Origin of the sequence: Paraburkholderia piptadeniae, from assembly GCF_900007165.1 — a bacterium.
GTDB lineage: Bacteria > Pseudomonadota > Gammaproteobacteria > Burkholderiales > Burkholderiaceae > Paraburkholderia > Paraburkholderia piptadeniae.
The window spans coordinates 1-21,256 of sequence record NZ_CYGY02000002.1 but is presented as its reverse complement, the minus strand read 5'-3'; the positions used below and the strand labels follow the sequence as shown (position 1 = coordinate 21,256).

Genomic DNA, 21,256 nt, shown 5'->3' with positions numbered 1-21,256 from the left:
TGAGACGCGTGTGCGGCGCGGTTTATGATGGCCCTGTTACGGGAGGTTACAGTCAGGGTTTCGTAAGTCGAATTGACCGAACGGCGGCCTCGCGAGGCGCTACTTTTTACTTTGCCAAAGTGCCCAAACAGGCAACAATGGACTCCGGTCCGCATCGGGGTGCCCGATGCGAAGGCCTGAGGGACGCTTCGTTTTTCGAACCAGGTGCGCACGCAACCTTCGTATGTTGCGGCGCTTTTATCAGCACATTGACCGGCGTAGTCCCGAACAAGCCGGCAATAGGGAGGACGGGGAAACATCATGCAAGTCGGTTCTATTGTTCGATCCGTGCATATCGCCGTGCCACAAGGCGCGCGCGGAATCGTGATGCGCATTCTGGGCGACATGGCGATGGTGGCCTGGTACGCCGGCGAGCCCGGAACGTCGAAGCAGTTGAACACAGAACCCTTTTTCCTCGAGGATCTGATCGATACGGGCGAATTCGTCCGCCCCGCTGGCGCGCAGATACATTGATCGCGGGGCGCCTGCCTCGCGCGTTTCCGTCTGTGGCGATGTGCGCCCGCGCCGGGCGGGTGGCGCAGCGCGAGTGGCGCTCCCGCTTGTCCTGGCGCTCGTCTTTGCGCGCGGCACGGCGCACAATGCGGGCATGATCGAAGACATTCCCTTTCCGCAAGACGGCCACGCCGTCCCTTTCGCACGGCTCACGCCGGAAGTCGTGCTCGACGCGCTCGATAGCGTGCTCGATACCATCGGCGTGCGCACCGACGGGCGCATGCTGCCGCTCAACAGTTACGAGAATCGCGTCTATCAGGTAGGCGTCGAGGACGGACCGCCTGTCGTCGCGAAGTTCTACCGCCCCGAGCGCTGGACCGACGAAGCGATTCTCGAAGAACACGCGTTCGTCGCTGAACTGGCTGCGCGTGAGATTCCCGCCGTGCCCGCGCGCGCATTCGATGGCCGCACGCTGCACGCGTTCGACGGTTTTCGCTTCTCGGTATTCGAACGGCGCGGTGGCCGCGCGCCTGAGCTCGATCGCAAAGACACGCTCGAATGGCTGGGCCGCTTTATCGGGCGCATTCACGCTGTCGGTCAAACGGTGGACTATGCCGCGCGTCCTGTGCTCGACATTCACACCTTTGGTTACGAGCCGCGCGAGTATCTGCTCGCGCAAGGCTTCGTGCCCGCCGATGTGCGCGCCGCGTGGGAAGCCGCTGTCAATCTCGCGCTGGAGGGCGTCGAGCGCGCATTCGAAGCGGCGGGCGACGTGCGGCGCATCCGCATGCACGGCGACTGCCATCCGAGCAACGTGCTGTGGACGGACGCCGGCCCGCATTTCGTCGATTTCGATGATAGCCGGATGGGCCCCGCCATTCAGGATCTGTGGCTGCTACTGCCGGGCGAGCGAAAAGAAGCGTCGCGCGCGCTCACCGATCTGCTCGCGGGCTATGAAGACTTCTGCGAGTTCGATCAGCGCGAACTCCATCTGGTCGAAGCGTTGCGGACGTTGAGGCTGATCCACTACTCGGCGTGGCTTGCGCGCCGCTGGGATGATCCCGCGTTTCCTGTCGCGTTTCCGTGGTTCAACACGCAGCGCTATTGGGAAGACCGCATTCTCGAATTGCGCGAGCAGATCGGCGCAATGCAGGAAGGGCCGCTCTGGCCCGTGTGACTCGCGCGCGCAATCTGCGTGATTGAGAAAAACGCCTTTCTATGTAATGATAGTCATTCTCATCAGAAAGGCGTCGCCAGCTTTTTGTCATCTTTCTCCTCGGTGATCGCCAGCCAGCCTTTCGATGGTCGCCCTGCTTCGTCCCGCGCATTCGCCGCCGCCGTCTGACGGACGGTGAGCGCATGCGCGCCGGGCATCCGTCTTTCCTGTCCGGAACGACACGTCCCGTTTTCAATTGACCGCGTTGCCGCGCGCCGGCGACGTACGACCCGTTTTGCCAGGAGCCCGACTTGAACGCGCCCGAATCGATCGAACTGAAGCCTGCCGTCCGTGCCGGCGTCATGCCTGCGAGCGTGCACCCGATGGACGCGGACGAACTCGCCGCGCGGCGGCATCGCTCGCGGCGCGCGAATTTCATCAAGTGGCTGCGCAAGGTGCACGGCTGGGTCGGCCTATGGGGCGCCGTGCTGGGCCTGCTGTTCGGCACGACGGGGTTTCTGCTGAATCATCGCGGAGGGCCGCTGCGAGTGTCGTCGGGTGAGCCGCAGGTCGAGCAGTTGCAGATCGCGTTGCCGCAGCTCGGCTTCAAGTCGCCCGCCGATATGACGCGCTGGCTGAAGGACGAACTGCATATCGACGGCAAGTCCGGCAAGCCGCGCCGAGAGCCGGCGCATCCTGTGGCGTGGGGCGACCATAGTGCGGTGCAGCCGGAGTTCTGGCAGGTGGGCATTGCCGGTCCGTATCAGAACGTGCAGGCCGAGTACTGGGTGGGCAACGGTTTCGTGTCGGTGAAGCGCACGCAGAACTCGTTTCTGGGCACGATGAACAACCTGCACAAAGGCGTGGGAATGAGTGTCGGCTGGGTGCTGCTCGTCGATACGATCGCGGGCGGCCTCATTCTGCTGTCGCTGACGGGTGTGCTGTTGTGGACGGAGTTGAACCGGCGCCGCACGGTCGGGGTTGTGCTAGTGCTAGGGTCGATCGCGGCGGCTGTGGCTTGTGGATTGATGTGACGAGCGGGCGCTTGTTTGTGACGCCCGTTTAGTCGTCTTGTGCGATTTCGCGTACGGGTTCATCGAGTTGCGCGAAGTTCGTGATCTTCACGTCGCCTTCAGGAAAGCGCGCGATGATCTCAAGTTCGCCGCCGAGCGCGCGAATATGATCGCGCAGCGTCGAAATGTACATATCGGTGCGCTGTTCGAGTTTTGCGATGCTCGGTTGCTTGACGTTGAGCCGCTTTGCGAGCGCTTCCTGTGACAAACCGCGCGCATGACGTAGTTCATGCAAAGGCATTTCGGCGCGGAGTTTGTTCGCCAGTGCCTTTGCGCGGTCACGCGATTCAGGCGACATGCTTGCCCGCAGTTCTTCAAATTTTCTCGCCATCTCTTGTTTCTCCGTGCGCTAGCTGCATGAGATGCAACCGATAAAGAATTTCCGCTCGCGGAACGTTCTGTTCATACCAACGGTCATGCCCTGTCTTGTCGCCGCCTGCGAGCAGAATGGCGACGCGCCGTGGGTCGAACGCATACAGCACGCGGTAGGGTCTGCCGCGATGTTGAATTCTCAACTCGCGCAGGTTGCCGAACTGCGAGCGAACGATCCGGCTCGAATGCGGGAAGGACAAAGCCGGACCGCATTCTTCCAGCAAGCGGACCGTCGCGTCGATGGATTCCTGTTCGGACTCTCGCAGTCCTTCCCACCAGGCCTGAAATGCATCGGTGTACTCAACGTCCCATGGCATCGAAAATATACCTCCGATGGAATATTCCGTCAAGGGAATAATGGCGGCTGCGGACCTGTTGCGACGCGAGCGCGAAGCTCGCACCAGCAGTCCGCGAAAATTCGATGCTAGGGAATCAGGGAGACCCGGCGACAGTCAGCCGAATGGCCGATGCCGGGCAAGAGAAATCGACCACGAGCGACATCTCATCTCGCGGCCGAACACAGCAAAAACTAATCCGGAATACTACAAGTCGCTCCGCCGCTTGCCGCGATCTCACGCGCTGCTTTGGCGCCTTCGACTTGCAGCAAGGTCGGCAGCGACACGCCGTTCTTCGCCGCCGTCACTTCCGCAAGAATCGACACGGCGATTTCAGGCGGCGTCCTGCTGCCGATATAAATCCCGACAGGCCCATGCAGCCGCGCGAGTTCGGTTTCAGTGAGATCGAACTCTTTCAGCCGTTCACGCCGTGCCGCGTTATTGCGCCGCGAGCCCAAAGCGCCGATGTAAAACGCGGGCGTCTTCAGTGCCTCCATCAACGCAAGATCGTCGAGCTTCGGATCATGCGTGAGTGCAATCACCGCGCAGCGCTCGTCGAGCTTCATGTCGAGCACCGTATCGTCGGGCATCGTGCGGACCACTTTCGTGCCCGGCACGTCCCACTCATCCGTATATTCTTCGCGCGGATCGCACACCGTCACCTGATAATCGAGCCCCACCGCGATATTGCACAGATAACGCGACAGCTGCCCCGCGCCGATCACGAGCATCCGGTAACGCGGGCCGTGTATTGTCAGCAGACGCTTTTCGTTGAAGTCGACGCCATCGGTGGCCTGCGCGGGCGTAAGATTTGCGACGCCCGTTTCGATATCGAGCGTGCGCGCAACGAGGCGGCCCGCTTCGACGGCTTCGCATAGTTCGGCGATACCGCTCGCTTTCGTCAGCGGTTCCAGCACGAGTTGAATCGTGCCGCCGCACGGCAAACCGAAACGATGCGCTTCTTCAGCAGTGATGCCGTATTTCACCGCTTCGGGTTTCGTCTGCTCGATGCCGCGCTGACGTACGCGATCGATAAGATCGTCTTCGATACAGCCGCCCGATACCGAGCCGACCACCGCGCCATCGTCGCGCACCACGAGCATCGCGCCCTCGGGACGCGGCGACGAGCCCCACGTCTTCACCACCGTCACGAGAAGCGCGCGATGTCCCTGATCGAGCCAGCGCGCGCTGCTCTTCAGGACTTCGAGATCCACGCTGTCCATGATTTCTTCCTCTTCGGTTCTTCGCCTTCAGCACCGCCGTTGGCGGCAGCTTCGCCGTCAGCGGCTTCACTTACAGTGTCGCCCGAGTCGCCGGATTCTGCTTGCGCAGCGCCACTGCCGCCCGTCACCTGCTCGCTGAAGCGTCTGAAGAACTCGCCGGCGAGCTTGCGCGCCGCGCCGTCGACGAGCCGCGAGCCGATCTGCGCGAGCTTGCCGCCGACCTGCGCGTGGGCCGTATAGGTGAGCTTCGTCGCGTCGTCGCCGTCGGGTTCGAGCGTCACGTGCGTCTGGCCTTTGCCGAAGCCTGCTGCGCCGCCCTGGCCTTCGAACACGATCGTATAGGTGTGAGGCGCGTCGATATCGGTGAGTTCCATGCGGCCCTTGAAGCGCGCTTTCACAGGACCGACGGCCGCGCTCAGCGTGACTGCGTACGCATTCTCGCCATCGGGCTCGATGCTGTCGCAGCCGGGAATCGACGCGCGCAGGATCTCCGTGTCGTTCAGCGCGTCCCATGCCTGCTGCTGCGACACCGCCAGCGTGTAGGTTTCAGTCAACTCCATGACGTTGCTCCTCCAGATAGGGCGGCGCGCGCGGCATCGCGGGGCACGCGCGTCAATTGCGCGAGATCGCGGCCGAACGCAGCCAGGCTGTCGAGATTGTGGACAGGCTTGTGGGCATCGACGAACGGCAGCATCGCCTGAACGCCGCGCGCCTTCGGCGCAAACTCGCTGTACCGCAGCAGCGGATTGAGCCACACGATCCGATGCGCGAAGCGGCGCAAGCGGGCCATTTCGGTTTCCAGCACGTCGATCGCTTCGTGATCGAGGCCGTCGGTGACGAGCAGCACGGTCGCTCTGCCCGTCAGCACTCTGCGTGCCCAGCGCCGGTTGAATTCGGCGAGCGCCGCGCCGATCCGCGTGCCGCCCGACCAGTCGACGACCTGATCCGCGAGCGCCGCAATCGCCACATCGGGGTCGCGTTCCTTCAGCGCGCGCGTCGCGTTCGTGAGGCGCGTGCCGAACAGAAACACCTGCAAGCGTTCACGCGATTGCAAGAGCGCATGACAGAAGTAAAGCACGGCGCGCGAATAGCTGCTCATCGACCCCGAAATGTCGAGCAGCAACACGAGCGGCGGCTTGCGCGCGACGACGGCGCGATACTTCCACACGGTCCAGTCGCCGCCCGCGCGCACCGCATGCCGCGCGCTCGCGCGCAAATCGGCATGCGTGCCATGCGACGCCGCTTTCAATCGACGTGTCGGTTCCATCGCAAGCGGCAAACGCTGCGCGCGAATCAGATGGCGCAGCGTGCGCCATTCTTCCGCTGTGAGCGTGTCGAAATCGCGATGACGCAAGCGCTCTTCGGCGCTGAACGTCACATGTGCGTGCAATTCGAGCTTGTCCTTGTCGTCGGATTGCGCGGCCTGCTTGCGCTGGTTCGCGTGATGCACGGCGAGCGCATCGGCGAGCCGGTTGTTGCGCTTCGGCGGCGGCACGCCGCTTGTCACTTTGGGCAACAGCAGTGCGCGCAGCTTGCCTTCCCAATCGGGATCGCGCCAGAAAAGATCGAACGCGGCGTTGAAGAGCTCGCGTTCATCGGGCGCGCGCACGAGCAGCGCAGCGAGTGCCGCACGCACGTCGTCGCGGCGATCGAGTTCGATGAAGTGCAGCGCTTCGAGCGCATCGACGGCCTGCGCCGGCGACATCGGCAGGCCCGCGCCGCGCAACAGCCGCACGAAGTGCACGACGTTGCGCGCGAGCGTCGGTGAGCCGGGATCGCAGTCGGGCATCATCGACGCTACTCCGTCGCCTCAAGACATTGCTGGATCTGCGCGGCGTCGAAACGCGCGAGATCGTCCTGATACTTGAGCAGCACGCCCAGCGTGTTCTGCACGGATTGCGGATCGAGCTCCGTCACGCTGAGCGCCGCGAGCGCGCGGCACCAGTCGATCGTTTCGGCAATGCCGGGCGCCTTGAACAGATCCATTCCGCGCAGACGATGCACGAAATCGACGGCACGGCGTTGCAGCGCTTCACCTGTTTCCGGCGCGCGCGCCGCGACGATTGCCAGCTCGCGTTCGCGCTCGGGATAACCGATCCACTGATACAGGCAACGGCGCTTCAAAGCATCGTGTACTTCGCGCGTGCGGTTCGACGTCATCACGACGAGGGGCGGATGGTCGGCGCGCACGGTGCCGTATTCGGGAATCGACACCTGAAAGTCCGACAGCAGTTCGAGCAGGAACGCTTCGAACGGTTCGTCGGCGCGATCGATCTCGTCGATCAGCAGCACGCGCCGCGCGCCCGGATGATTTTCATCGGGCAACAGCGCTTGCAGCAGAGGGCGCTTCAGCAAGAACTCGCCGCGATATAGCGTACTGTTGTCGGGCTTTTCGCCGGCCGCTTCGGCGAGGCGCAGCGCCATGATCTGCCGCGGATAGTCCCATTCGTACAACGCGCTCGCCGTATCGAGCCCTTCGTAGCATTGCAGCCGCAGCATCGACGTGCCGAGCATGCCCGCTGCCGCCTTCGCCAGCTCTGTCTTGCCGACGCCCGGCTCGCCTTCGACGAAGAGCGGCCGCTCCATGCGCAGCGCGAGATAGAGCGCGGTCGCGAGGTCGCGGCTCGCGTAGTAGCCCTGCGCGCTGAGCAGCGCGAGTGTGTCGTCGATTGAAGCTGGCTGCATGGTTCTCCCGGACGCGTCGGCTCGCATGGCCTAAAACAAACGACGCCGATAAACGAAATGGCCCGGACGCGCCGGGCCTCTGCATGCTCAAACGCTTTGCGGCATCGCTTGCCCGCTAGCCCAATGCCGTTCGCACCGCGCGCGCCGTCAGCACCGGTATCAGATGCGCGCGATATTCGGCGCTCGCGTGCAGGTCGGTGTTGAGGTCGTCGGGTGCGATCGTCACGCCGCGCGCGGCCGCTTCGGTGAAGTTTGCGGTCAGCGCGTTCTCCAACTCGGTCGCGCGGAACACCGACGGCGCCGCGCCCGTGATCGCTACGCGCACGCCGCCCGCCGTCTTCGCCACGAACACGCCTGTCAGCGCGAAGTGCGACGCGGGATTCTTGAACTTCTCATACGCCGCTTTTTCCGGCACGGAAAACTCGACGGCGACGATCAGTTCATCGGCGTGCAACGCGGTCTCGTACATGCCGACGAAAAAGTCGGCAGCGGGGATGCTGCGCCGGTCCGTCACGACGGTTCCATCGAGTCCGAGCACGGCAGCGGGATAGTCCGCCGCGGGATCGTTGTTCGCGATCGATCCGCCGATCGTGCCGAGCGTGCGCACCTGCCGGTCGCCGATATCTCCGGCGAGAAGCGCGAGCGCGGGCAACACGCGCTGCACGTCCGCGTTGTTCGCCACGTCCGCATGACACACGGCCGCGCCGATCGTCACCTTCTGCGGCTCGACGCGAATCTCCTTCAGTTGCGGAATGCGCGTCACGTCGATCAGCTTCGACGGCTGCGCGAGACGCAGGCGCATCGTCGGCAACAGGCTTTGCCCGCCCGCCAGAAACTTCGCTTCACTGTCGGCGGTCAGCGCGGATACGGCGCTCTTCGGATCGGCTGCACGTTGATAGTCGAATGAATACATTGTCGGCCTCCGCTTAAGGACGCGCTTGTGCGCTTTGTGCAGCGTGGATCGCGGACCACACGCGATGCGGCGTGGCCGGCATCTGGATGTCCTTGACGCCGAGCGGCGCGAGCGCGTCGATGATCGCGTTGATCACGGCGGGCGGCGAGCCGATCGCGCCCGCTTCGCCGCAGCCCTTCACGCCGAGCGGATTATGCGTGCATGGCGTGCCTTTCGCGGTCTCGACGGTGAACGACGGCAAATCCGACGCGTGCGGCATCGCGTAGTCCATGTACGAGCCGGACAGCAGCTGGCCGCTTTCGTTGTCGTACACGCAGCGCTCCAGCATCGCCTGGCCGATGCCCTGGCCGAGACCGCCATGCACCTGTCCTTCGACGATCATCGGATTGATCACGTTGCCGAAGTCGTCGACGGCCGTGAAGCGCTCGATGCGCGTCTCGCCCGTATCGACGTCCACTTCGACTTCGCAGATATACGCACCCGACGGATACGTGAAGTTCGACGGATCGTAGAACGCGCTTTCGTCGAGACCCGGCTCGAGCTTGTCGAGCGGATAGTTGTGCGGCACATAAGCCGCGAGCGAGACGTCCGCGAATGTCTTCGTGCGGTCCGTGCCCGCGACGCGGAACGTGCCGTCCTTGAACTCGATGTCGTCGGCCGATGCTTCGAGCAGATGCGCGGCGATCTTCTTCGCCTTCGATTCGATCTTGTCGAGCGCCTTCACGATCGCCGAGCCGCCGACGGCAATCGAACGCGAGCCATACGTGCCCATGCCGAACGGAATGCGCCCGGTGTCGCCGTGCACGATCTCGATGTTGTCGAGCGGCACGCCGAGGCGGTCCGACACGACCTGCGCGAACGTCGTCTCGTGGCCCTGGCCGTGACTGTGCGAGCCGGTGAAGACGGTGACGGAGCCCGTCGGATGCACGCGCACTTCGCCCGCTTCGAACAGGCCTGCGCGCGCGCCGAGCGCGCCCGCGATGTTCGACGGCGCGAGGCCGCATGCTTCGATGTAGCACGAATAGCCGAGGCCGCGGCGCTTGCCGTTCTTTTCCGATTCCTGCCGGCGCGCGTCGAAGCCTTTCACGTCCGCGAGTTCCAGCGCGCGACTCAGGCAGGCTTCGTAGTCACCCGTGTCGTAGGTGAGGCCGACGGGCGTTGCATACGGGAACGAGCGGATGAAATTGCGCCGGCGGATTTCGGCGGGCTCGATGTTCATTTCGCGCGCGGCCGTTTCGACGAGCCGCTCGACGACATACGTCGCTTCGGGGCGGCCCGCGCCGCGATATGCATCGACGGGCACCGTGTTCGTGAATACCGCTTTCACTTCGGCGTAGATCGCGGGCGTCGCGTACTGACCCGCGAGCAGTGTCGCGTAGAGGATGGTCGGCACGCTGGAGGCGAACGTCGACAGATACGCGCCCATGTTCGCGATCGTATGCACGCGCATCGCGAGGAACTTGCCGTCGGCGTCCATCGCGAGCTCGGCTTTCGTCACGTGATCGCGGCCGTGCGCATCCGACAGAAACGCTTCGGAGCGCTCGGCCGTCCACTTCACCGGACGGCGGATTTTCTTCGAGGCCCACGTCAGCGCGACGTCTTCCGCGTACAGGAAAATCTTCGAGCCGAAGCCGCCACCGACATCGGGCGCGACTACGCGCACCTTCGATTCCGGCAGCGAGAGCACGAACGCCGCCATCAACAGCCGTTCGACGTGCGGATTCTGATTCGCGACATAGACGGTGTAGCTGTCGTCCTGCGCGGAATAGCTCGCGTTGACCGCGCGCGGCTCGATCGCGTTCGGCACGAGGCGGTTGTTGACGATGTCGAGCGTCGTCACGTGATGGGCTTTCGCGAATGCGGCATCCGTGGCCGCCTTGTCGCCGTGGCCCCATGTGTAGCAGGTGTTGTCGGGCACTTCGTCGTGCACGGCGGACTGGCCCGGATCGGCGGCGTGCGCGGTATCGACGACGGCGGGCAGCTCATCGTAGATCACGTCGATCAGCTCGGCGGCGTCTTTCGCCGCTTTCACCGAATCGGCGATTACGAGCGCGACCTGATCTCCGACGTGGCGCACTTTCGTATGCGCAATCACCGGGTGCGGCGGCTCGTTCATCGGCTTGCCGTCGACGCTGTGAATCAGCCAGCCGCACGGCAGCCCGCCGACGTTTTCAGCGGCGAGATCGGCGCCTGTGAAGATCGCGACCACGCCGGGCGACTGCTTCGCCGCTTCGGTGTCGATGCTCTTGATGCGCGCGTGCGCATGCGGCGAGCGCAGGAATATGGCGTAGGTCTGGCCAGGCAGAACGATGTCGTCGGTGTACTGGCCGTTGCCCGTCAGGAAACGATAGTCTTCCTTGCGCTTGACGGGCATGCCCACCATGCGCTGCGTATCGGGTGCATTCATGGCGGGCTCCTCAGGCGTTCGCGCCGGCTGTTGACGACGCGCCGGCTTTCATGCCGGCCGCGCCCTGAACGACGGCCTTGACGATGTTGTGATAGCCCGTGCAGCGGCACAGGTTGCCGACCAGCTGATGGCGCACGTCGTCTTCAGTGAGGTCCGGATTCGCTTCGGCGAGCGCGGTCGCGCTCATCACCATGCCCGGCGTGCAGAAGCCGCATTGCAGGCCGTGGCATTCGCGGAAAGCGGCTTGCATCGGATGCAGCTCGCCGTTCTTCGACAGCCCTTCGATTGTCGTGACCTGCTGGCCTTCGGCCTGCACGGCGAGCATGTTGCAGGACTTGATCGCGCGGCCGTTCAGATGAACCGTGCACGCGCCGCATTGTGCGGTGTCGCAGCCGACGTGCGTACCCGTCAACCGCAACTGTTCGCGTAGAAACTGGACAAGCAGGGTGTGTGGCTCGACGTTCGCGGTGACGGGTGAACCGTTCACCGTCAGACTGATGCTGATCGCCATGAACTGTCTCCTTGGGGACGCCCTTGGAATGAGCCCCGGATGGGGCGAAACCGGCTCGGGCCCGCCTTCACTACCTACCGCCTGCCTGCTGTGAGGGTCCGGTTCGGTTGGTGCTTTTATCTTTGTGCCAAAAAGTAAAACACAAAAAAGGGTAGCAGGCTATGGGGCGAACCGCACAGGGAATGACAGATCGTTGAGTTTGAGAAGATGCTGCGGTGCACGTGCTTGCATTGCGCTTGCGCTCTTGCACTTGTCGCGCGGCACGCGTCCCGATTGACGCCTTGACGCCTTGATGCCTGAAATGCAAAACGGCACGCCGCGCGTGCCGTTTCGTTCAATGCGCCTTTGTTCTTGCTCTTGCGGCGCGAGTGTTGGCGATCAATGCTGACCGTGTGCCAGTTTCGAATGACGGCGCGAGTAGCCGAAGTACACGACCATGCCGATCACGAGCCAGATCACGAACGCGATCCACGTGACGGCGCTCAGGTTGACCATCAGGAACAGGCACGATGCGACGGCGAGCACGGGCAGGACGGGCACGCCCGGGCAGCGGAACGCGCGCGGCAGGTCGGGATGCGTGCGGCGCAGAACGAGCACGGCGATCGACACCATCGAGAACGCCGCGAGCGTGCCGATGTTGATCAGCTCGGCCAGCACGTTGAGCGGCACGAGCGCGCCGATCAGACCGAAGACGATGCCGACGAGCCACGTCGTCGCGAACGGCGTCGCGAAGCGCGGGTGGACTTTCGACAGCGCAGCGGGCAGCAGGCCGTCGCGCGACATCGCGAAGATCACGCGCGTCTGGCCGTATGCCATCACGAGAATCACGGTCAGCATGCCGAGCACGGCGCCGAGATCGATGAAGCCGGCGACCCAGTTCTGCCCCGCGACCTGCAACGCGTACGACACCGGGTGCGAGACGTTCGCGAACTGTGCAAATGGCACGATGCCCGTCACGACGGCGGCCACTGCGACATACAGCACCGCGCACACGCCGAGCGACGCAATGATGCCGATGGGCAGATCGCGCTTCGGGTTCTTCACTTCCTCCGCCGCCGACGACACCGAGTCGAAGCCGATGAACGCGAAGAACATCACGGCCGCCGCGCCGAACACGCCGTTCCAGCCGTTCGGCATGAACGGATGCCATTTTGCGGGCGTCACATGGAACGCGCCGACGGCGATCACCAGCAGCACGACCGTCACCTTGATCGCGACCATCAGGTTGTTCACACGCGTCGATTCGCGCACGCCGACCGACAACAGCGTGGTGATCGCTATCATCACGAGGAAGGCGGGCAGGTTGAAGAGCGTCTCGTGGCCGGGCAGCGCGCCGGGCGCCGCCGTCAGCGCGACGGGCAACGAGATGCCGAAGCCCGACAGCAGCGATTGCAGATAGCCGGACCAGCCGACCGACACCGCCGATGTCGCGAGGCCGTATTCGAGCATCAGATCCCAGCCGATGATCCACGCGGCCAGTTCGCCGAGCGTCGCGTACGAATAGGTGTAGATCGAGCCGGCGACGGGAATCGTCGACGCGAATTCGGCGTAGGCGAGCGCCGCAAAGCCGCACGCGATGGCGGCGATGATGAACGACACCATCAGCGCCGGGCCGGCCTGCACGGCGCCCGTGCCCGTGAGCACGAAGATGCCGGTGCCGATGATGGCGCCGACGCCGAGAAAGGTGAGGTCGAGCGCGCCGAGCGCTTTCTTCAGGCCGGCGGCCTGCGCGCCGGCGATCATGTGCTCGACGTTCTTCTTACGAAAAAGGGACATCTGGCGGGGTCTCCTGTGAAGCACGCGTGTGGGGCGCGGCCAATGTCGGGAAAACCCGCAATTTTAGCGGAAATGGACTGGTGAGCCCTTTCTGGCGCGCAACGGGCACGCGCGACCTGCGGTCGCGGCGCGGCGTCGCATAGGGTCGCCGTGCGATCGATCAGGCCGTCATCGCCGGATTCAGGTCGACGAGGCGGTTGCTCATCACATAGAAGGTGAGCTCGGCGTTGTTGCGCAGCTTCATCTTTTCGAGCAGCCGCGTGCGGTAGACGCTCACCGTCTTCACCGACAGCGACAGTGCGACCGCAATGTCCGTCAGACGTTTGCCGGACGCGAGCATGCACAGCGTCTGGTATTCGCGGTCGGAGAGCTTTTCGTGCGGCATCTGCTCGCCGTCATATGACACGTAGTCGGCGAGCGCTTCCGCCATCGCGGGGCTCACGTACTTGCGGCCCGCCGCGACCTGCTGGATCGCGGAGATCATCTGCACGGTGTCGACCGTCTTCGACAGATAGCCGGCCGCGCCCGCCTTCAATGCGCGCACCGCGTACTGGTCCTCGCGATACATCGAGAACATCAGCACGGGGATGCGCGGCACCTTGCGCTTCAGGCGCTTCAACACCTCGACGCCATTCATGTCCGGCAGAGAGATGTCGAGCAGGATCACGTCGTACACATGCTTCGACGCCTGCGTGAGCGCCTCGGCGCCCGTCTGCGCCTCGTCGACATCATCGGCGACGCCTCGGTCGATCAGCAGTTGCCGCACGCCCTCGCGAACGACGGCGTGATCTTCGGCAATCAGAATGCGCAAGCTCATGAGGAAATACCGGTATTCACAGACGGATCGCGGTGCGCCGCGCGCGCGGGCGCGACGCGTTGCCGAGCAGCGCTTTCCACGCGAAACGGGCTTGCACGGTGGTGCCGCGCGGCTGACGGGCGGAAGCGGCGGCGATGCGCAGTTCGCCGTCGAACGCATTGCAGCGCGCGCGCATGCCCGCGAGGCCGAACTGGCGCTCGTCCTGGCCCGCGTGCGGCGGAATGCCGATGCCGTCGTCGCTGACGACGATGCTCAGATGGGTGGGCGTGGTTTCGATGCGCATGTCGGCACCCGCCGCGCGCGCGTGTTTCGCGACGTTGTTGAGCGCTTCCTGCGCCACGCGGAACACGGCCAGCGACGCATCGGCGGAAAGTCGCGTGAGGCGCGCATCGGCGGCGCACACGAAGCTCATGCGCAGGCCCGTGCGCGCAGCGAAGCTGTGGGTCCAGTGCGACAGCGCGTTGACGATGCCTTTGTCGAGGGTCGGCGCGTGCAGGTCGGCGACGGCGTGCTGGGCGGCTTCCGTCACGGCGTCGAGCGAGCGTTGCGCCGTTGCGAGCGCGGTCGCGCATTGCGCCGGCGCGTCGGCGGGCAGCCACGTTTCGATGCCGGCCAGCGCGAAGCGCGCGGCCGTCAGTTCCGCGCCGACGCTGTCGTGCAGTTCATGCGCGACCTGGCGGCGCGTGGCTTCCTGCGTGCGGGTCAGTTCAGCGGCGAGTTCTCGCACGCGCGCCTGCAGACGCGCGACCTCATCGCGCGATGCCGCATGCGTGGCGGGAGCCGCCGGCTTGCGGGCGGTGCGGGAACGGCTCGCGAGACGATCGGACGGGCGCGGTTCCGGCTGCTGCGCGTCGCTCGCGAGCGCGGCCGCGCTGTGCGCGTGCAACGGGACGACGATCGACGTATCCATGGACCCGCTCACGAAATGGATGGGCCGAAACGGCAGCCAGATATCGACAGCACATAGACGAAAGAACGCATGCGAACCTGATCCCCAGATGTGCCCGCCGCAGCATGATCCGCGACGGAAAAACGCTACGCCGTGGCGTAACGAAATTTACATTCGGTAACAAAAAGACGGCAGTTTTGTTAATAGTCTGTCAAATGACGCCGCGCTGCGATCATATCTTAAAAAAAGAAAAAGTGGCTGTCCATGGTGGTTTGCCGCGTATTTTTCACGCAGTGGATCAGGTCGGCGGCCTTTTGTGTCAGAAAAATACCTACACGGAAAATGGATCGACTGCCATGGAATTTGTAACCGCGCGTCCGACTGGGTTGCCAGGCGGTGACGCGCGATCCGCGAGCCGTTCTACGAGGAAAGGGCGCGTCAAAAGAAAAACCGGAGCGCGAAGGCTCCGGTTTCGGGTGATGCGGCTTGCGCGGCCGCGACGAAGGGTCGCGCCGCGTCTCGTACGGCTAAATGCTTAACCGACGAACGCCTTTTCGACGACGTAGTGACCAGGCGAGTTGTTACTGCCTTCCTGGAAGCCCATGCTATCGAGCAGTTCACGCGTGTCGCGCAGCATGTGCGGGCTGCCGCAGAGCATCACGCGGTCGTTTTCCAGCGAGAAGTGCGGCAGGTCGAGGTCGTCGAACAGCTTCTTCGTTTCGATCAGATCCGTAATGCGGCCACGGTTCGCAAACGCCTCGCGCGTGACGGTCGGGTAGTACACCAGCTTGTCGCGGATGAGTTCGCCGATATGCTCGTGCGCCGGCAGGTGATCCGTGATGTATTCCTTGTACGCCAGTTCGTCGACGAAACGGCAGGTGTGCGTCAGCACGACCTTTTCGTAGCGATCGTAGATGTCCGGGTCCTTGATGATCGACATGAAAGGAGCCAGGCCCGTGCCCGTCGACAGCAGCCACAGCGTCTTGCCGGGCAAGAGGTTGTCGGCCATCAGCGTGCCCGTCGGCTTCTTGCCGATCAGGACCTGATCACCGACCTTCAGGTGCTGCAGACGCGACGTCAGCGGACCGTCCTGCACCTTGATGCTCAGGAATTCGAGGTTCTCTTCGTAGTTCGCGCTCGCCATGCTGTAGGCGCGGATCAGCGGCTTGCCGTCGACTTCGAGGCCGACCATCGTGAACTGGCCATTCTCGAAGCGGAACGACGCATCGCGCGTGCAGGTGAAGCTGAAAAGCGTATCGGTCCAGTGATGGACGCTCAGGACGGTTTGTGGATTCAGGTTGCTCATGGCTTCTTCGATGGTGCGAAAACAAGGTCGGCCACACAAAAAGCGGGGCCGGCACGGCAAAGGCGATGCATCGTCCCCAGTCGGCAGCGACGTGGGCATGATGCGCAATCCGCTATTTTAGCGCGTCAGCACACCGGGCATTGCCGCGGCGGTTGGACGGTGAACCGGGGATCTGTCCAGCGCCGGCGCGGCTGTCGTTCGATTTCGCCGGAACGGACGACTGCGGCGCGGCTAGAGCGCACTGCTGAGGTGGTGCGGAACTGGGTCCTGTGCCCGGCTGCCGACCGTCGCGGGTGTTGCCCTTCGGGTCTTGCCCACCGCGGTGGGCTCCGGACCACGCCCGCGTGACGGGCGCTTGCCCATAGTCGTCGAATGACGCCAGCCGCTCCACAGGGCGCTGGTAAGCGCTATTTCGCGATAATACCGGAAACGGATTACGCACCGCAGCATTGACCCTTCTGGCGAAGCTGGAACCGAGAGGCGCCGCGTGTGCCGTCAGCTTTCCGCCGCGAGCTTCGCGCCAAGCCCAACGAGCACCGCGCCGCACAGGCCGTCGATCGGCCGGCGCAGGCGTCGATAGCCGCGTTGCGTGCGCTCCGTCGCGAACATCAGTGCGACGCTGCTGTACCAGCTTGCCGACATCGTCGCGATCATCGCGAGCGCGACACCGTAGAACCACGTCGGCGGATGCGCGGGAAACATCGTCGCGAACACGCTGGTCCAGAACGCGCACGACTTCGGATTCGTCAGACATGTGAGCAGCCCCGAGCGCCACGCGCGGAAATATGCGCCTCGGTCGCTCGCGGACGGCGTCTCGACCACAGCGGTGGCGGCGTCGCCGCGCTTCGCGCTCGAACGCAGCAGCTTGAAGCCGAACCACACGAGATACACCGCGCCCGCGATGCGGATGCCGTTGTACAGCCAGTCGATCCGCTGCAACACAGTGGCAAAGCCGAGCATCGCGAGCGAGGCCCAGATCGTCGATGCGGTGCCGACGCCCAGCGCCGACGCTGCGCCGAGTCCGCGCCGTCCCGCCAGCGACAGCTGCGTGATCATGAAGAAGTTGGGGCCGGGACTCACGAGCGCGACCAGATAGACGATGGCGATTTGCAGCAGGATCGGCAGGTAGTGATGCATGGCGACGATATGCCGCACCAGTCGGCGGCGCATTGGGCGGAAAGGGAACCGCGATCTTACTCTGGCCAACGCACGTTTGAATGCCGGCCACGCACGGATTTCAACCCGCTGCCGGTCCCGCGCCCGCGTCCGCGCCTGCTTCCGCGAGCGGGCACTTGTGTGCGCGCTGCTTGAGCACGCGCGCCTGCAGCACGATCACGAGCAGCAGGAACACGCCGCGAATCACCGACTGCCAGTACGCCGACAGGCTGATGTAGCCGAGCCCGTTCTCGAAGTTCAGCAGGTTGAACACGAGGCCGAGCAGCAACACGCCCGCGATCGTCATCGCGATCGATCCTTCGCCGCCCGTCAGCAGCGTGCCGCCCAGCACGACGGCGGAAATCGCGAACAGCTCCCAGCCGACGCCTTCGTTCGGCTGCCCCGCGCCGAACTGCGCGGCGAGGATCACGCCCGCCAGCCCCGCCAGCAAGCCGCTCACCGCGTACACGGCGACCAGCGTGCGGTTGACGTTCAGACCCATCAGCCGCGCCGCTTCCTCGCTGCCGCCGATCGCCAGCGAATGCCGGCCAAAGCGGGTGCTGCGCAGCGCGAGCCAGCCCGCGACGGCTGCGACGAGCGCGATCAGACCGGGAATCGGCAGGCCGAACAGATCGCCTTGACCGAAGTTGGCGAAGTTCGTATCCGACGAAACCGACACGGCGTCGTTCTTGCCGAGCAGCAGCGCGAGGCCATGCGCGCCGAGGCTCGTCGCGAGTGTCGTGATGAACGGCAGAATCTTCATCCGCGTGATGATGACGCCGTTGATCACGCCGACCAGCAACCCCGCGCTAGCGCCCGCGATCACCGCGATCCAGCCGCCGTATGGACTCGCGAGAGCCGACACGACGCTCGCCAGTGCCGCGACCGTGCCGACGGACAGATCGATGCCGCCCGTGATGATCACGAAGGCCATGCCGACGGAGATCAGCGCGAACATCGAGTTGTAGCGCCAGAAGGACATGATGTTGTACTCGGACGCAAAGTGCTCGTAGCGCACAAGGCCGAGCACGATCAGCGCGCCGAGCGCGATCAGGATGGGCAGGTTCTTTTTCATCGGATCGTGTTCCGCAAGATCGTTCGAAAGCGCTTCAGCGCGAGCGCCGCTGCACGTACACCGCCGCGATGATGATGGCCGCCTTGACGACGAGCGCGGCCGCATCCGGGATGCCGTGCGCGAGCAGCGTGTAGCGCAGCAGCTGGATGATCAGCGCGCCGATCAGCGTGCCGCCGATATACGCCTTGCCGCCCGTCAGCGCCGTGCCGCCGACCGCGACGGCGGCAATTGCGTCGAGCTCGATGCCGAGCCCGACGACGTTCGCATCCGACGACGAATTCACCGAAATGGAAATCAGCCCCGCGAGCCCCGACAGCGCCGCGCACAGCGTGTACGCGATCATCTTCACGCGCGCGGTCGGCACGCCGCTCAGATACGCGGACTTCTCGTTGCCGCCCGTCACGAGCAGATACTGGCCGAACAGCGTCTTGCGCACGACCCACGCAAAGAACGCGACGAGCGCGAACATCAGCAGCACCTGGAACGGAATGCCCGCCACCTTGCCGAGCGCGATCCACTGGAACGCGGGATTGTTGAAGGCCTGGAGATTGCCGTCGGTGACGACCTGCGCGATACCCCGCCCGGCGATGAACAGGACGAGTGTCGCGACGATCGGCTGCACGGCTAGCCTTGTCACGAGAAAGCCGTTGAACACGCCGCAAAGCGCCGCGGCCAGCACGGGCAGCACGAACGCGAGCGCGATGCCGGACGGACCGGCGATGTGCATGAAGAGCATCGGCGCGAGCGCGCCCGCAATCGCCATCGATGCGCCCACCGACAGATCGATGCCGCCCGTCGCCACGACCAGCGTCATGCCGATGCCGACGATCACGATCGTCACGACCTGCGTCAGATTGACGTTGAAGGTTTGCAGCGACCAGAAGTGCTGCGTGAACAGCAGATTGAAGACGAGCATCGCGAGCAGCACGACGATTTCGCGCTGAATCGCGAGACGCCGTTTCTTCTTAACCGTCGACGCACCGGGTTGCGATGCGCCGGGCGCCGTTGCGTTCGAAGCGATCCGCGCGGCGTCGTTGCGCAGCGACTCATGAGCCATGACGGCCGCCCTCCGGTGCATCGCCGATGTGCGCGGACTGCGCCGCTTCCACCAGTTGCGACGTGCCCGCGCTGCCCCAGGCGATCGCGTCCATGATCGCGGATTCGCTCATGTGCGCGCCGTCGAGTTCGGCGACCGTGCGTCCGTCGCGGATCACGACGGCGCGATCGGCGACGGCCGTCAGCTCTTCAAGCTCAGATGCGGACAGCAGCACCGCCATGCCTTCGTCGCGCAGCTCGCGCACGATCTTCGCGACATCTGCCTTCGCGCCGACGTCGATGCCGCGCGTCGGTTCGTCGAGCAGCAGCAGCGACGGCTGCGCGGCGAGCCAGCGCGCGAGCAGCACCTTTTGCTGATTGCCGCCCGACAGCTCGCGGATCGGCTGATCGGGCGAGCGCAGCTTGATGCCGAGCGACGCGATGAAGCGCTCGACGATCGCCTGCTGCTTCTTCACATCGACGACGCCGTGCTTCGATAGCGTGCGCAAACAGACGAGCGTGAGGTTGTCGCGCACCGACAGGTCCGGCACGATGCCTTCCGCCTTGCGGTCTTCCGTGAGGTAGGCGAGACCGCGCGCGATCGCGTCCCGTGGCGACTTCAGCGCGACCGTTTCGCCGTTGATCGACAGCGCGCCGCGTTCCGCCGGGTCAGCGCCGAACAGCAGGCGCATCGTTTCCGTGCGGCCGGAGCCGAGCAGGCCGGCGAGGCCGACCGCTTCGCCCGCGTGCACGTCGAGCGACACGTCGCTCACTTTCGGATGCGCGGCGAGATGGTGCGCGGAGATCGCCTTGTCGCCGCGACGCGCGAGATTCGCTTCGCGCGCGGCGCTGTCGTCCTGCACGACGGCGGCGAGCGTGCGGCCGAGCATCGTCGTGACGAGTTGGCGCTTGTCGATGTCCTTCATCGTGCTTTGCGCGACTGTTTGACCGTCGCGCATCACCGTTACGCGGTCGCACAGCGCGTACAGCTCGTCGAGACGATGCGACACGAAGATCACCGCGCGTCCGTCGTCGCGCAGCTTGCGCACGACGCTGAACAGCAGCTCGACTTCACGTTCGTCGAGCGACGAAGTCGATTCGTCCATGATGACCATCTTCGCGTCCGACGAAACGGCGCGCGCGAGCGCGACCATCTGCTGAATCGCCGTCGAATAGCTGCCCGCGGGTTTTCTCACGTCGATCTGCAAGCCGAACGATTCGAGCAGCGCCGACGCGCGCCGCTGCACTTCGCGCCAGTCGATCAGACCGAAGCGGCGTGGCTCGCGTCCGAGAAAGATGTTTTCGGCGACCGAGCGGAACGGCACCAGGTTAATCTCCTGATAGATCGTGCTGATGCCCGCTTCGCGCGCTTCCTTCGGCGTGCGGAAGTCGATCTCGCGGCCTTCGAAGCGCACGCTGCCGCCCGAGCGCCGATAGGCGCCCGTGAGGATCTTGATCATCGTCGATTTGCCTGCGCCGTTCTGGCCGATCAGCGCGTGCACTTCGCCCGCCGCGACGGTGAGAGTCGCGCCGCGCAACGCGGGCACGCCGCCGAACGAAATGTCGATGCCCTGCATGTCGAGCAGGGGGGCGCGGGCGGAAGACTGTTGAGCGTTGGAATGCGCGTCGGCTTGCGTCACATATGTCTCCTTATGTGTCGACGGGAGTTGGCGCTTGAGCACCTACTCTCATCCCATGCAGAGCGGTCGACGGGAGTTGGCGTGTCGACTGATATGTTGCCCAGGGCTTCGATGTACCGGCGACGAACGGCGGCGCGCGCGTCGATGAACGGCCGCCCGTCAGGCCGCGACGTCCATGGTACGCCCGACAAAGCGAAGCGACGGCCCGTCGACCGCGAAAACGCGCGCAACGGACACGTCGCTTCGAACCCTTCCCGTCAGCGGGGCGCGCGTGCGCCTCGATGAGGCCCTGCCTGTCCGGCCTTGCTGTGCGTCTCTCGCTGCATGGATCGAGGCACGCGCGGCCGGGTCACTGCTCAATAAGCGCCAGCCGCTCATTAACCCGAAGTTCCTCCC

At 64.6% G+C, this 21,256-nt stretch carries 21 protein-coding genes; 3 read left to right on the top strand and 18 right to left on the bottom strand.

The features are described from left to right. Positions 1–300: 300 nt before the first annotated feature. Positions 301–513, top strand: a complete 213-nt coding sequence (locus BN2476_RS00445) for a hypothetical protein (RefSeq protein WP_087732196.1) — start codon at positions 301–303, stop codon at positions 511–513. Between the two features lie 133 nt (positions 514–646). Further along, complete coding sequence (locus BN2476_RS00440) at positions 647–1,669, top strand: serine/threonine protein kinase (protein ID WP_087732283.1); 1,023 nt, start codon at positions 647–649, stop codon at positions 1,667–1,669. A 62-nt stretch (positions 1,670–1,731) separates the two neighbouring features. On the opposite strand, the gene BN2476_RS49240 is transcribed toward BN2476_RS00440, so the two are convergent. Continuing rightward, positions 1,732–1,866, bottom strand: a complete 135-nt coding sequence (locus BN2476_RS49240) for a hypothetical protein (RefSeq protein ID WP_268957842.1) — start codon at positions 1,864–1,866, stop codon at positions 1,732–1,734. 93 nt (positions 1,867–1,959) lie between these two features. On the opposite strand from BN2476_RS49240, the gene BN2476_RS00435 reads away from it, so the two are divergent. Further along, positions 1,960–2,682, top strand: a complete 723-nt coding sequence (locus tag BN2476_RS00435) for a PepSY-associated TM helix domain-containing protein (protein WP_087732195.1) — start codon at positions 1,960–1,962, stop codon at positions 2,680–2,682. 28 nt (positions 2,683–2,710) lie between these two features. On the opposite strand, the gene BN2476_RS00430 is transcribed toward BN2476_RS00435, so the two are convergent. The 17 genes from BN2476_RS00430 to BN2476_RS00350 all read right to left on the bottom strand — a co-directional run bounded on the left by BN2476_RS00430 (position 2,711) and on the right by BN2476_RS00350 (position 20,797). Next, positions 2,711–3,052 carry an XRE family transcriptional regulator gene (locus tag BN2476_RS00430; protein ID WP_087732194.1) on the bottom strand — a complete coding sequence of 114 codons (342 nt, stop codon included), beginning with the start codon at positions 3,050–3,052 and terminating at the stop codon, positions 2,711–2,713. Next, positions 3,036–3,410, bottom strand: coding sequence for a type II toxin-antitoxin system RelE/ParE family toxin (locus BN2476_RS00425; protein ID WP_087732193.1), 375 nt, complete (start codon positions 3,408–3,410; stop codon positions 3,036–3,038). Before BN2476_RS00425 ends, BN2476_RS00430 begins: the two co-directional genes overlap by 17 nt. Before the next feature lie 212 nt (positions 3,411–3,622). Then, entirely contained in the window at positions 3,623–4,651 is a 1,029-nt protein-coding gene (locus tag BN2476_RS00420) for an XdhC family protein (RefSeq protein ID WP_087732192.1), read from the bottom strand. Further along, entirely contained in the window at positions 4,624–5,211 is a 588-nt protein-coding gene (locus tag BN2476_RS00415; RefSeq protein ID WP_087732191.1) for an SRPBCC family protein, read from the bottom strand. The genes BN2476_RS00420 and BN2476_RS00415 overlap by 28 nt, the downstream gene beginning before the upstream one ends. Further along, positions 5,202–6,443: a vWA domain-containing protein gene (locus tag BN2476_RS00410; RefSeq protein ID WP_087732190.1), complete on the bottom strand. Its 1,242-nt coding sequence runs from the start codon at positions 6,441–6,443 to the stop codon at positions 5,202–5,204. Before BN2476_RS00410 ends, BN2476_RS00415 begins: the two co-directional genes overlap by 10 nt. Before the next feature lie 5 nt (positions 6,444–6,448). Next, a complete protein-coding gene (locus BN2476_RS00405; RefSeq protein ID WP_087732189.1) occupies positions 6,449–7,336 on the bottom strand; it encodes an AAA family ATPase in 888 nt (295 codons plus the stop codon). Between the two features lie 115 nt (positions 7,337–7,451). Then, positions 7,452–8,249 carry an FAD binding domain-containing protein gene (locus BN2476_RS00400; RefSeq protein ID WP_087732188.1) on the bottom strand — a complete coding sequence of 266 codons (798 nt, stop codon included), beginning with the start codon at positions 8,247–8,249 and terminating at the stop codon, positions 7,452–7,454. Positions 8,250–8,262: 13 nt separating this feature from the next. After that, on the bottom strand, positions 8,263–10,656 hold the full coding sequence (locus BN2476_RS00395; RefSeq protein WP_087732187.1) for a xanthine dehydrogenase family protein molybdopterin-binding subunit: 2,394 nt from the start codon (positions 10,654–10,656) through the stop codon (positions 8,263–8,265). A gap of 10 nt (positions 10,657–10,666) precedes the next feature. Next, complete coding sequence (locus BN2476_RS00390; protein WP_087732186.1) at positions 10,667–11,167, bottom strand: (2Fe-2S)-binding protein; 501 nt, start codon at positions 11,165–11,167, stop codon at positions 10,667–10,669. A 378-nt stretch (positions 11,168–11,545) separates the two neighbouring features. Beyond that, a complete protein-coding gene (gene bcaP, locus BN2476_RS00385; RefSeq protein WP_087732185.1) occupies positions 11,546–12,943 on the bottom strand; it encodes a branched-chain amino acid transporter BcaP in 1,398 nt (465 codons plus the stop codon). A gap of 160 nt (positions 12,944–13,103) precedes the next feature. Next, positions 13,104–13,760: a response regulator transcription factor RqpR gene (gene rqpR, locus BN2476_RS00380; protein ID WP_087732184.1), complete on the bottom strand. Its 657-nt coding sequence runs from the start codon at positions 13,758–13,760 to the stop codon at positions 13,104–13,106. A 16-nt stretch (positions 13,761–13,776) separates the two neighbouring features. Continuing rightward, the gene (locus BN2476_RS00375; RefSeq protein WP_087732183.1) at positions 13,777–14,670 is read right to left on the bottom strand and encodes a sensor histidine kinase; all 894 of its coding nucleotides are present in this window, start codon (positions 14,668–14,670) and stop codon (positions 13,777–13,779) included. A gap of 514 nt (positions 14,671–15,184) precedes the next feature. Further along, a complete protein-coding gene (locus BN2476_RS00370; RefSeq protein WP_087732182.1) occupies positions 15,185–15,955 on the bottom strand; it encodes a ferredoxin--NADP reductase in 771 nt (256 codons plus the stop codon). Positions 15,956–16,450: 495 nt separating this feature from the next. Continuing rightward, a complete protein-coding gene (locus BN2476_RS00365) occupies positions 16,451–17,092 on the bottom strand; it encodes a LysE family translocator (RefSeq protein ID WP_087732282.1) in 642 nt (213 codons plus the stop codon). Between the two features lie 100 nt (positions 17,093–17,192). Then, positions 17,193–18,185 (bottom strand): ABC transporter permease, encoded by a 993-nt coding sequence (locus BN2476_RS00360; protein WP_087732181.1) that lies wholly within the window; start codon positions 18,183–18,185, stop codon positions 17,193–17,195. Positions 18,186–18,219: 34 nt separating this feature from the next. Further along, a complete protein-coding gene (locus BN2476_RS00355) occupies positions 18,220–19,242 on the bottom strand; it encodes an ABC transporter permease (protein ID WP_087732180.1) in 1,023 nt (340 codons plus the stop codon). After that, positions 19,232–20,797 (bottom strand): sugar ABC transporter ATP-binding protein, encoded by a 1,566-nt coding sequence (locus BN2476_RS00350; RefSeq protein ID WP_162849219.1) that lies wholly within the window; start codon positions 20,795–20,797, stop codon positions 19,232–19,234. Before BN2476_RS00350 ends, BN2476_RS00355 begins: the two co-directional genes overlap by 11 nt. Positions 20,798–21,256: the final 459 nt, after the last annotated feature.